Annotated in this window: 10 protein-coding genes; 6 read left to right on the plus strand and 4 right to left on the minus strand. The window is 42.7% G+C overall.

The window, feature by feature from the left end:
- Positions 1-334: 334 nt before the first annotated feature.
- Positions 335-1,963, plus strand: coding sequence for an L-glutamate gamma-semialdehyde dehydrogenase (gene pruA / locus F9K33_07770; GenBank protein ID KAB2879725.1), 1,629 nt, complete (start codon positions 335-337; stop codon positions 1,961-1,963).
- 429 nt (positions 1,964-2,392) lie between these two features.
- Here pruA and F9K33_07775 read toward each other — a convergent pair whose 3' ends face one another.
- The 3 genes from F9K33_07775 to F9K33_07785 form a co-directional block, all read right to left on the minus strand.
- Positions 2,393-3,121 (minus strand): DUF4349 domain-containing protein, encoded by a 729-nt coding sequence (locus F9K33_07775; protein ID KAB2879726.1) that lies wholly within the window; start codon positions 3,119-3,121, stop codon positions 2,393-2,395.
- Positions 3,122-3,261: 140 nt separating this feature from the next.
- Positions 3,262-4,377, minus strand: coding sequence for a serine protease (locus tag F9K33_07780; protein ID KAB2879727.1), 1,116 nt, complete (start codon positions 4,375-4,377; stop codon positions 3,262-3,264).
- Between the two features lie 22 nt (positions 4,378-4,399).
- Positions 4,400-4,927, minus strand: a complete 528-nt coding sequence (locus F9K33_07785) for a dihydrofolate reductase (protein KAB2879728.1) — start codon at positions 4,925-4,927, stop codon at positions 4,400-4,402.
- 204 nt (positions 4,928-5,131) lie between these two features.
- On the opposite strand from F9K33_07785, the gene acs reads away from it, so the two are divergent.
- Positions 5,132-7,045 carry an acetate--CoA ligase gene (gene acs / locus F9K33_07790; GenBank protein ID KAB2879729.1) on the plus strand — a complete coding sequence of 638 codons (1,914 nt, stop codon included), beginning with the start codon at positions 5,132-5,134 and terminating at the stop codon, positions 7,043-7,045.
- 111 nt (positions 7,046-7,156) lie between these two features.
- Positions 7,157-8,713 (plus strand): hypothetical protein, encoded by a 1,557-nt coding sequence (locus F9K33_07795; protein KAB2879730.1) that lies wholly within the window; start codon positions 7,157-7,159, stop codon positions 8,711-8,713.
- 142 nt (positions 8,714-8,855) lie between these two features.
- Here F9K33_07795 and F9K33_07800 read toward each other — a convergent pair whose 3' ends face one another.
- Positions 8,856-9,959, minus strand: coding sequence for a serine hydrolase (locus F9K33_07800; GenBank protein KAB2879731.1), 1,104 nt, complete (start codon positions 9,957-9,959; stop codon positions 8,856-8,858).
- Positions 9,960-10,032: 73 nt separating this feature from the next.
- On the opposite strand from F9K33_07800, the gene F9K33_07805 reads away from it, so the two are divergent.
- The 3 genes from F9K33_07805 (at position 10,033) to F9K33_07815 (ending at position 11,911) form a co-directional block, all read left to right on the plus strand.
- Positions 10,033-10,830: an aminotransferase class I and II gene (locus tag F9K33_07805; GenBank protein KAB2879796.1), complete on the plus strand. Its 798-nt coding sequence runs from the start codon at positions 10,033-10,035 to the stop codon at positions 10,828-10,830.
- Positions 10,808-11,191 carry a DUF3037 domain-containing protein gene (locus F9K33_07810; GenBank protein KAB2879732.1) on the plus strand — a complete coding sequence of 128 codons (384 nt, stop codon included), beginning with the start codon at positions 10,808-10,810 and terminating at the stop codon, positions 11,189-11,191. The genes F9K33_07805 and F9K33_07810 overlap by 23 nt, the downstream gene beginning before the upstream one ends.
- A gap of 372 nt (positions 11,192-11,563) precedes the next feature.
- Complete coding sequence (locus F9K33_07815; GenBank protein ID KAB2879733.1) at positions 11,564-11,911, plus strand: hypothetical protein; 348 nt, start codon at positions 11,564-11,566, stop codon at positions 11,909-11,911.
- The last annotated feature ends 286 nt before the right edge of the window (positions 11,912-12,197 follow it).

Raw genomic sequence — 12,197 nt, forward strand, 5'->3', positions numbered from 1 at the left:
TCCTCCACCTGAGCCGCCGCCGCTTTGTGTAGTGTCAGTGTTTTTTGGTTCGGGAGACTCTTCAATCGGGCTGCATGAAAACAACCCAATGCAAAGTGCCAATGCAAAAATTAATATGTTTTTCATAATTAGTATGGTTACAAGATTAGTTTTTTATCATACTAAACACAAGACGTTTTATACCAAAAGTACGTTGCTTTTTTGTAAACACTTCTTTGCAGGTTATGGCATATCATTTGATAAAAGGTGTAGATACTGCAAAGGTCAAAGCATATCTTTGCACCGCTTTTATTTTTTAATCCACTAACAAATAACTGATAACAGACACACCTATATGAACGGATTTTTTAAAGTTCCCGTAGCCGTAAACGAACCTGTACTTAACTACGCCCCCGGCAGCAAAGAAAAAGCCCAACTGAAAAAAGCGTTGGCTGATGCCCGTGCCACACAAGAGGATATACCTATGTATATAGGCGGTAAGGAAGTACGCAGTGGTAATACCAAAGAATTGCGTCCGCCACACGACACCAAACATTTGTTGGGTGTGTTTCACGAAGGCGATAAAAACCACGTGCAACAGGCGATTGACGCAGCGTTGGCAGCCCGTACCGCTTGGGCGGATATGCCTTGGGAACAACGTGCCGCTATATTTTTAAAAGCAGCTGACTTAATTGCAGGCCCATACCGTGCTAAGTTAAATGCAGCTACCATGCTTGGCCAAAGCAAAAATGCTTATCAGGCTGAGATTGATTCTGCGTGTGAGATTATCGACTTTTTGCGTTTCAACGTTCAGTTTATGACTGAAATATATACCGACCAACCTATTTCTTCACGCGGTATATGGAACCGTTTGGAATACAGGCCGCTGGAAGGTTTTGTGTTTGCACTTACACCGTTCAACTTTACTGCCATTGCAGGTAACTTGCCTACCAGTGCAGCCATGATGGGCAACGTGGTAGTATGGAAACCCAGCAACACGCAGATATACAGTGCTAATGTGTTGATGGAGATTTTCCGCGAGGCGGGTGTACCTGCCGGTGTTATTAACCTTGTATATGTTGATGGCCCAAGCATGGGAGAGGTAGTATTTAACCACCCCGATTTTGCAGGTATACACTTTACAGGCTCAACCGGAGTTTTCCAAAACATTTGGAAAACCATCGGTACTAATATCAGTAAATACAAAACTTACCCTCGTATTGTTGGTGAAACAGGCGGTAAGGATTTTGTAATGGTACACGAAAGTGCTACCCCCGATGTGGTGATTACTGCGTTGGTTCGCGGTGCTTTTGAATACCAAGGACAGAAATGTTCAGCAGCTTCGCGTGCTTACATTCCTGATACGTTGTGGGCAAAGATTAAAGACAAGTTTGCAGCTACTGTAAACAGCTTGAAAGTAGGTCCTGTTGAAGATTTCCGCAATTTTGTAAATGCGGTGATTGATGAAAAGGCGTTTGATAAAATTGCCAGCTATATTGATGCTGCTAAAAACGATCCTTCGGTTGAAGTGATTGCAGGCGGTACGTACGACAAAACCAACGGGTATTTTATCAATCCTACGGTATTATTGGCTAAAGACCCGATGTATGTTACCATGTGTGAGGAGATTTTTGGCCCTGTACTAACTATTTATGTGTACGAAGCTGCCAAATACGAAGAAACTCTTGAGTTGGTTAATAAAACCTCTCCCTACGCATTAACAGGTGCTATCTTGGGTCAAGACCGTTATGCATTGACTGTCGCTACTGAAAAATTGCGCGACAGTGCAGGTAACTTCTACATTAACGATAAGCCTACCGGTGCTGTAGTTGGTCAACAACCGTTTGGTGGCGCAAGGGCATCAGGTACCAATGATAAAGCAGGTGCTAAAGTGAACTTACTACGCTGGACCAGCCAACGCAGTATTAAAGAAACATTTGTACCCCCAACCGATTACACTTACGACTTTTTAGGAGAAGAATAATATTCCCTCGGTTTAAGAATATAGAAGCCCTTGCACATTTTGTGTAAGGGCTTTTTGTTTCCTGTGCCTGCCCAAGGGGCGAGGTGGCAATAACCAAATTCTAAATTCTAAAAACTAAGTACTAAAGAAAACACACCTCCCTGTCATTGCGAGGTCTCTCGGCGCAATACCAAAGGATGGGGAACAGATTGCTTCAAAACCCAAAAGCGGTTTTTTTGCAAAGACTATATTCGGACGTTTTTCAATGGCATTGTGCGGCTGTTTCCCTCCTTGGTTATGGCTTGTGGGTAGGCAAGGAGGGACTAAGGGAGGTGTTGAAACGGATTGCTTTGTCAGCCGAAGACGGCTTCCGCGCAATGACGACAGACGGGCGTATGTGCGGCGGATACACTGAGCTTGTCGAAGGCCAGCCTTCTGCTGGCTCAAGATTTAATTTCTTACAAACAACCAGCTAACTCCTTTGTAGAGCCAAATAAAGGGATAACTTAAGATACCGGGCTTCACTTTTTTATTAAGTGATACGGATATAGTGCTGTATTGAATGCTGTTATCCATCCGAAGCAACCTCCCTTTAAGAAATTCAATTTCACCATTTATTCGTTCCAGTTCTTTCTCAACACGCAACATTTCTTCAATAGTTTGTGCTTTGTTAAGCAAATCAAGATACCTAAGACGGGTTTTATTAAGGTTGTCCAATCGTGTAGCTGCATCATAGTATGTTTCGGTAACATCATCCGCAGTAATGTTTTTGTAGGTTACTTTTCCTTGTGTTTCAATAGCAGTAATAATAGCATTCATACCATTGTTGGGCACTTTTAGTATTAAAAAGGTATTACTGCCTCTTTGCACATATCCGTTGTTGCTTTTTACCAATTGAATAATGTTCTTGGCAACTGAGTCAGGGTTTTTGACTGTTAAGTCCATTTCAGCAGTGTACACTATCTTTTGTGTATCAACCACCGGGGCTGGTGATTCGTTTTCAAACAACCTGCCATCGGCATATTGGTTAAAATTTTCAGTTATTCCGGTTGGGTCACTTTGTGGCATTGCCCACCCGGTTGATTGAGCGGCGCTATTACGGCTGTGTTTGCTAGCTGTACAGCTGGATAAAAATGCAGTAATGGCAACACAAAAAAATACCCCGTATAGTGTTTTCATATAAAGAAATAGTTGTTGCCACTAATGGGGAAAGTTATCCGTAAAACGTTGCAAGGGTAGCCAAACTGTTGGGGCAAAAACTACAAAAGCGTGACGGATCAATTTCGCCACGCTTTTGCAATAAAGTATACGGGTAGCTGTTAAAACACCACTTTGGTGTGTTGTAGTACATAATTACCCGTAGGGTTGATAAACGTTAGTATTTTAATACCCTCGGCCAATGTTCCGGTTTCAATTTCATAGCGGCCTTCGTCCAAATTGGTTAATTGTTTTTCAACCAATAGCCTGCCTGATATATCGTGCAGTTGCACAGTAAGTTTATCATAGGCAGTGGGAGTTTCAAAAGCCAGCGTGCCTTGTGCCGCAATTACTTTAATAGGATAGGGGTTAAAAATATCCTGCACAGCACTTGCTGCCGATTGTGCATTGATGGTGGAGTCAATCCACTTACTAAGTGCGATTACGCTAACATAACGTCCCGGACCTTCTTCAGTAGTAACCAGCCCTGAACCGCCACTTACAATGCCCACTTGCACCCACTCGCCGTTGCGTTTTGCTACTAACGGGCCGCCACTATCACCCGATGCTGCTCCCGCCTGTTTATCCGGGCTTGTATAGCCCGCACACAGGTAACCCAAATGGTTAAACTCATAAGTGCTTTGGCAGGTGGTTTGGTTTATTATTTTTATAGAAGCTTTTTGCAAGGTATCAGGTGTGCTAAAATCATCATCGTTTAATATGCCCCAGCCCATGGCTGTTACAGGCTGTCCTTCGTTAATCAGTGCTGCATCATTGGCAGTTGCGGTTAAGCAAGGAGTATACGTTGAATGACTCTTTAAACGCATCAGCGAAATATCTACACCTGAATTCATATCACCCATTAAGTCGTATCCGGGAAAAACAATGATGGTGTCAATATTAATGGTTTGCGAGCCAGTTTGCGGGTTTGCGCTGCTTAAACCGTTTATTATTGCTCTTGAAGGTTTAGGGACAATATTTTCGAAACCCAAGCCGCAATGTCCGGCACTCAATACCCAATTTGACCGAATTAGCGACCCGCCGCAAATATGTTCCCCATCGGCAGCTACTAACTCTACCATCCACGGGAATTCGTTTTTCTGGCTGGGAGTACCCCCAACAATAGGTTGTGCATGCAGCGCATTAAGGCACAAGGTAAACAGCAATGTAGCAGTAAAATATAGTTTCATAGTGTTGTACTTGGATATTAGACCCCATAATAACGTAAACTGTTCCATGAGGTTGTAACTCAAATATATTTTATTCTTTTTTAGGGCTGAAATAAAACATAGCTACTCCGCTATCGTACACCTTATGTTGGGTGATGTTTAAGTTCACTTGCTTTTTAATGTCGGGGAAAAGCTCAATCCCTTCTCCGAGTAATACGGGGATGTACGCTATTATGTATTCATCAATTAATCCTGCATCGTGCAGCAAAGTGTTTATTTGTCCACCACCCAAAAGCCAGATATCACCCCCGTCTTGCTCCTTAAGTTTTCTTACAAAATCGGCAGGATTTTCTGTAACGCGTTCAGCTATCTCCAATAAGGGTTTGGTTGCGCTACGGGTAAACACAAACGATTTTTTTCCGTCATACGGCCATTTGCCGTCAAAACTCAGGCAAACTTCATACGTTGCATACCCCATCACAATGGTATCAATGCTATTGTAAAAGGGTTCGTAGCCGTAATCCTCGGCAGTGGGGCTAGGTAACCAATCAATACCCCCGTCGGGACGGGCAATTTTTCCGTCAAAGCTGGCGGCAATGTAAAGTTTTACTTTTCTCATAGTTTTAAATGTGTCTGCAAAAATGCCTTGCGTCCCTTTTTAAAAATTGTACAGAATTTTCCTTTTTTGCAATTTCAACCAAAAAACCCAACAAGCCGTGAAATCAACGTTTAAACATTGATGCGTTTCATTGGGTAATAAAAGTTTTGTAGAAGCCATGAAAATAGTGGTGCGGCTTTCTTAATAATTTTATAAATTGGGCACATGAACAATGCTTCGCACACCCTTCCGCAGATACAATCGTTTGAAGAATATACATCCGTTTACAAACAAAGTACAGAAAACCCCGAGGGCTTTTGGGGCGATATAGCAAAAAGCTTCCATTGGTACAAACCTTGGGAAACCACCCTTGCGTGGAATTTCAATCCTCCTAAAGTAGAGTGGTTTAAAAAGGGGACAACCAACTTGTGTTATAACGCACTCGACCGTCACCTTGAGACCCGCGGCAATCAAACGGCAATTATTTGGGAGCCTAATAATCCTGATGAAGCCGTTAGAACACTTACATACAATGAGTTGCATGCAGAGGTGTGCAAGTTTGCCAATGTACTGCTGGCGCAAGGTTTGCAAAAAGGGGATAGGGTTATTTTATATATGCCTATGGTACCCGAAGCGGGGATAGCCATGCTGGCTTGCACGCGCATTGGCGTGGTGCATTCTATTGTGTTTGCAGGTTTCTCTGCACAATCATTGGCCGATAGGATGAATGATAGCAGTGCAAAAGCGGTAATCACTGCCGATACATTTAAACGCGGAGATAAAACCGTAGCCTTAAAAGCGATTGTAGATGAAGCATTAAAAACATCGACCACGGTAATAAAAAGTATTGTTTATAAACGCACAGGAGACGCTATTGATTGGACAGCAGGGCGTGATGTGTGGTGGCACGATGAAATGGCAAAAGTAACGGCACAAAACACCCCCGCCGAAATGGATGCCGAAGACCCGTTGTTTATTCTTTATACCTCAGGCTCTACAGGAAAACCCAAAGGTATTTTGCATACCACGGCCGGTTATATGGTATACGTGGCCTATACATTTAAAAACGTATTTCAGTACAAAGAAGGAGATGTATATTGGTGTACCGCTGATGTGGGTTGGATTACAGGGCACAGCTACCTTGTGTATGGTCCGTTGCTAAATGGTGCTACAACCGTATTTTTTGAAGGAGTTCCCACTTGGCCTTCACCCTCAAGGTTTTGGCAGGTAGTGGATAAACATCAAGTAACCATATTTTACACCGCCCCAACGGCTATACGTTCGTTAGAAACCGCAGGGTTAGGTCAGTTTGAAGGAACTAAACTCGACAGCCTTCGTGTGTTGGGCTCTGTAGGAGAGCCTATTAACGAAGAGGCTTGGCATTGGTACAGCGAAAACGTAGGTAAAAACCGTTGCCCCATTGTAGATACTTGGTGGCAAACCGAAACAGGCGGAATAATGATTAGCCCCTTGGCAGGTATTACCCCGCTAAGGCCGGCGTTTGCAACCTTGCCTATGCCGGGCATACAACCCGTGTTGCTTGACGAAAAAGGAAATGAAATTGAAGGCAATGGGGTAGAAGGGGTATTGTGTGTTAAATTTCCATGGCCGGGCATGGCTCGCACCGTGTATGGCGATGATGACCGCTATGCACAAACTTATTTCTCGGCCTATAAAGGCTATTATTTTACAGGGGACGGTTGCAAGCGCGACGAAGACGGGTATTACCGCATTACGGGTCGCGTTGACGATGTGATAAATGTATCAGGGCACCGCATAGGGACGGGTGAAGTAGAAAGTGCCATCGATGAACATGAGTTAGTGGTAGAAAGTGCTGTGGTTGCGTATCCACACGATATTAAAGGACAAGGCATTTACGCGTATGTAATCTGCCACCATACACCGCAAGACGTTGACAAACTAAGGTCTGAAATAAAAGAAATTGTATCGCGCATTATTGGTGCATTTGCCAAACCTGATAAAATACAAGTAGTTACAGGACTACCCAAAACCCGCAGCGGAAAAATTATGCGCCGCATTTTGCGCAAAGTAGCCGAGGGCGATACGTCTAATCTTGGAGACACTTCAACCCTGTTAGACCCCTCTGTGGTGGATAGTATTAAGGCAGGAGCCTTATAATTAAGCTATATTTTTGCCGTTATTGTTTTTATAATGAGAGTAACAGGCAGATATATAGCAACTTTTGGGTTGGTTTTGTTGGGTGTGGCTGTAAAAGCACAGGATACTACTTTGTCTATCCGCGATGTAACGGTAATTTCTGATTATGTACCTTATTTGGCCGATGCAGTAAAGGAAAAAACCGCTCCTGTGGCCGAGGCTCCCGATGCACCGTTGCCCAAACTTTCGTATTCAATTATCCCGATACAATTCCGTACCGTTTCCCGCCTGGATATACCCAAAGCGTTGGAGATGGGAAAAAATACTCCGCCCAACCTTCGCAACAACCATATCAGGCTTGGGTTTGGTAATTATGCCTCGCCTTTGGCTGAGATTTACCTGCACAACAAACGCAGCGAATACAGTGCTTACGGGCTAACAATCAAGCACCTTTCTGCTAATGGACCCGATAAAGCCATATTTTCAGATAACAACGTTAGCTTGTTCGGTAAGCGTTTCTTTAAAACAGGTACTCTGTTCGGTGATTTTGATTATGTGCGTAACGGGCTACGTTTTTACGGATTCGACAGAACGTTTCCTTATACCCCTGGCGACGATAGTTTGAAACAGGTGTACAACACATTTGCGGCGAGTACAGGTTGGGAAAGCAAAGAGTGGGGCAAACGCAAAATGCAGTTTAAAGGTGCGGTAGCGTTTCATAATCTTACCGATAAGTGGGGCGCGCAAGAAAACGATGCTACAGTTACCACCTCTTTTAAAACCCTTATTAAAGAAGATGTGCTAAAGGTTAACCTTGCGTATAGCTATAGCTCTTACAGCGATAGCTTGGGCAGCCTTAACCGTAATTTTGTTCACTTAAATCCACGTTATACTCCTAACGGAGATAAGCTAAAACTAACCTTGGGTGTAAATTCATCGGTGTATGTTGACACTGCAAAACCTAAGTTTTATTTATTCCCTGTAGTGGATGCTGAATACGAGATTGAAAAAGGATTTTTCTCAGCCATTGCAGGGGTAAACGGCGGTTTGCAAAAAAATACTCTTCGTAGTTTTATTACTGAAAATGCGTTTTTATCCAACCGTATTGCAATGGGTAATACCGTAAACCGTTTTGAAGGTTATTTGGGTATAAAAGGCAAGGCCAACGCTAGTTTTGGGTTTATAGGCCGCGTGTTTTATAACCAGTTTAACGATATGGCGGTATTTATTGCTGATAGCACGGTATTGCGCAGGTTTAAACCTTTGTATATTGATGCGCACGTTATCCGTTTTAACGCGGAATTGGCTTACCAATACAGCGAGAAGGTGCGTTTGAACCTGACCGCAAACGTTTATAACTATAAAGTACAAGACTCAAAACAAAAGGCATGGCAATTACCCACTGCCGAGGTGAAACTAAACACTACTTATAATATTGGTAATAAATTGTTGTTTAGTGCTGATGTGTTTTTAATGAACCAACGTCCCGCCACCAGTGAGTACACTACTTTACCTGCTACCAATCTGAAAGCGTTTGCCGATTTTAATTTCGGGATGGAATACCGCTACCGCAAAACACTTTCGTTGTTTGTGAGATTGAATAATATTTCTTCGGTGCGTTACCAACGTTGGTACAATTACCCTACCTATAGTTTGAACGGTATAGGCGGTATCACGTTTAGCTTGTAAAAGTATCACGGCGACAGGTATTAAAACCTGTCGTTTTCAAGTATAGCATTCCGAAAGGTTTTAAACCTTTCGGAATGTTTCGTTTATAGAGCAACATATCTTATGTTGCTCTAATCCCTAATCACCAACCACTAATCTCCAATCAATACCCGTCAGCCAGCATAGGCATGAATTTGCGCCAGTCAACCTTGCCTACCTGTTTACCCATACGCACAATAATCAGGTTTTTAGCAGGGTTCACATAAATGTATTGTCCCAAAATTCCGATGGCCATAAAATCACCGTTTTTAGTGGGCAGCCACCACCCGTATTGGTAAAACCAAGCACTACCGTTTGCAGTATCCACCTTCGTAGAAGTTTCAACCCATTCGGGGCTTAGTAATTGTTTCCCGTTCCAATTTCCTTTGTTAAGATATAGCCTACCGATTTTTGCAAAATCGCGGGCACGGGCATTCACACAACAAAATGTTTTTTCTACCCCGCCCTTTCGCTTATCAATGCTCCAACTGGCACTGTATTCCATTTGCAAAGGTTTCCAAAGCTTCTCCTCCATGTATTGCGAAATCGTTTTTCCTTTCAATGCCTTTTCAAGCACCAAACCCAATAATTGTGTATTCCCGCTGATGTAGTCAAACTCTTTGGCAGGCTCATTTACCACCTTCAGTTTCTTACATTCCTTATACAAATTCCTGCCATAATAAAACGAAGCCGCGTGCCCGAAAGGGTTCCAATAGCTTTCGTTAAACCTAACCCCCGAAGTCATTTGCAGCAAATCGCGCACGGTTACCTTTTCAAAACTCTTGTGCAGTTGTGGAAGATACTTCAACACAGAGTCGTTAACGTCCAACAAGCCGTCGTCAACCGCAAAACCAATCAACACAGACAAAACCGATTTCCCCACCGAAAAAGAAGGGATAATCGAAGCCGAATCATAATCGCTGAAATAATTTTCGTAGTGTATCGAGTCGTCTTTGATAATCAAAAACGCCACGGTTTTATTATCCTTTAAAAACTTTTCAAAGCTCGCCTCTCGGTCATTAACGGTGATATTTTTTGGAGCTTTAGGGTGCTGTGCTTTGAAGAATGTAAACGCAACGCTATCTGCATTAACAGTGCGGGCAGGAAATTTTTTATAGTCTTTTAAATCAGCAAAATTGTAAAATACAAAACGCCCCAATTTGCACGACGGCAACACAACAATTGCAACGCAAAGGAGTAGTAAATAAATAGAGGTAGGTGTTTTCATAGCTTTTACTTGGCTAAAATATAGTAAAATTGCCTTACCAACACAGTACGCTGTGCTGGCAATAATTATTGTGATGACGAAAACATTTGCCCCGCCGCGCCATGTAAACGTGGTGCGATACGTAACCCCGCTACGCGAAGGCGGCTCTTTGCCTGCCATTGCCGAGGCGGACGATGATTTTTTGTACGTGCTGAAATTCAGAGGGGCAGGGCAGGGGGTAAAATCGCTGATAGCAGATTTTATTGGCGGTGAGATTGCCCGTGTGCAGGGTTTTAAAGTACCCGAAATGGTATTTGCCCATTTGGACGCAGATTTTGGTCGCACAGAGGGCGACGAGGAAATACAAGAGTTGTTGCGCAAAAGCGAGGGCTTAAATTTGGGCGTACATTACCTGCAAGGCAGTATGACGTACGACCCTGCGGTAACGCTGATAGACCCGTTGCTATCTTCAAAAATTGTGTGGCTGGATTGTTTACTAACCAATGTTGACCGCACGGCACGAAATACCAATATGCTGTGGTGGAATAAAGAGTTGTGGCTGATTGACCACGGGGCTTCGTTGTATTTTCACCACTCTTGGGACAATTGGGAGGAACAGGCCAAAAAGCCTTTTGTGCAGGTTAAAGACCACGTGCTGATACGTCGCGCCACGGAGTTGGAAAGGGTAGATGCTGAGTTTAAACAAATACTTACGCCCGAAGTTATTCGAGGGATTGTGGCACAAGTGCCTGATGAATGGTTACTTGAAAACACGATAGATGAAACTGCCGACAGTCGCAGGGAAGTGTATAGCAGCTTTTTGGAAACCCGCTTACAGGTATCAGAAATTTTTGTGAAGGAGGCAGAAAATGCAAGAACATCACCTTTTTGAGTATGCTGTGATACGCATTGTGCCCCGCGTGGAGCGTGAGGAGTTTATTAATGTGGGGGTTGTGCTGTTTTGCAAGAAGCATCAGTTTTTGCAGGTGAAGTACGTGGTGGATGCCCAACGGTTGCAGGTGTTTTGCCCCGTGCTGGATGTACCCGCCGTTGAAGCGTATTTGGCAGGATTTGAAAAAATTTGCAAAGGCGATGCCGACGGCGGACCAATAGCAAAGCTAGACCTTGCTTCGCGGTTTCGTTGGCTAACGGCTAACCGCAGTACTGTGTTGCAAACCTCAAAAGTGCACCCCGGCCTTTGCACCAACCCTGAAAAAAAACTTAATCAGTTGTTTGAGGAGTTGGTGGGGTAGTCATTCCCAACTTGATAACGGAGTGAGATTCCCGCCTGCGCGGGAATGAAGGGTTGCCGATAGTCATGCTGAACTTGTTTCAGCATCGTATAGGTATTAATTAACTGATTTGAAAATTTGATGATGAGTGTTTGCAGTCATTCCTGCTTTGTAAGAAGCTAAAAATAGATTTTATTTAAGCAAACAACTTATTTATTACTAGACAAGCAGGATGTTTGCTCCAGCCGGGAGAGTTGATATAAGTATGGAAGGCAAATTCAGTAATAAAAAGCAACATATTTTTCTAATTTTAAACGTTAAAATATGCGATTAACAAACTTTATAATCAAATCAGTAGACAATAATAAGTTAATCGAATTTCAGGATTTATCGATGGAGAATTTAAGTTTATTATTGAATTGGAACTATTTGACAATTGAAAAGATAGACAATGCATTGAATAAATTGCAAAACATTAAAAATAACTGGACCGATATTGACAATATCGCAAATAACTTATATGGTGGGTACTGGGATTTCCAAACCCTTGCTGATAATAATGTTACAGGAGATTGGTTTACAATTGATCAATGGGAAGATTTGGACGTATCAATCTGTAAATCAAATCAAAATATTTATATTAATAATGATTTAATTTGTGCTCCAATAGTTGAACTTTCCTTAACTGATTTAATTAATATTCTTGAACAATGGAAACAAATCCAGCTTTCATACACATAATATAAAGGGGAATCTTCCCGCTAGTGCATACGCACTCTTCTTCTCCGCTTAGAATGATAGCCAAACACCACCCTGTCATGCTGAACTTGTTTCTGCATCGTATAGGTAATAATTAACTGATTTGAAAATTGGGTACCTGTCTTTACAAATCGATAGTAGCCAGTCTAATAGCTTTTTTAAGGGCATTCATTGCAATTACCCTCTCAAGCGTGTTTTATACGCATATCCCTTGTTTCAACAATGTATGCACTAATAATTTATTAGTACGTTTCTTTCACTTTCTCCA

The sequence above is a fragment of the bacterium genome (assembly GCA_008933615.1).
GTDB lineage: Bacteria > CLD3 > CLD3 > SB21 > SB21 > SB21.

Coding starts and splice junctions, on each gene's coding strand:
- pruA (KAB2879725.1), top strand. CDS start 335: ATGAACGGATTTTTTAAAGTTCCCGTAGCCGTAAACGAACCTGTACTT.
- F9K33_07775 (KAB2879726.1), bottom strand. CDS start 3,121: ATGAAAACACTATACGGGGTATTTTTTTGTGTTGCCATTACTGCATTT.
- F9K33_07780 (KAB2879727.1), bottom strand. CDS start 4,377: ATGGAACAGTTTACGTTATTATGGGGTCTAATATCCAAGTACAACACT.
- F9K33_07785 (KAB2879728.1), bottom strand. CDS start 4,927: ATGAGAAAAGTAAAACTTTACATTGCCGCCAGCTTTGACGGAAAAATT.
- acs (KAB2879729.1), top strand. CDS start 5,132: ATGAACAATGCTTCGCACACCCTTCCGCAGATACAATCGTTTGAAGAA.
- F9K33_07800 (KAB2879731.1), bottom strand. CDS start 9,959: ATGAAAACACCTACCTCTATTTATTTACTACTCCTTTGCGTTGCAATT.
- F9K33_07805 (KAB2879796.1), top strand. CDS start 10,033: ATGACGAAAACATTTGCCCCGCCGCGCCATGTAAACGTGGTGCGATAC.
- F9K33_07810 (KAB2879732.1), top strand. CDS start 10,808: ATGCAAGAACATCACCTTTTTGAGTATGCTGTGATACGCATTGTGCCC.
- F9K33_07815 (KAB2879733.1), top strand. CDS start 11,564: ATGGAGAATTTAAGTTTATTATTGAATTGGAACTATTTGACAATTGAA.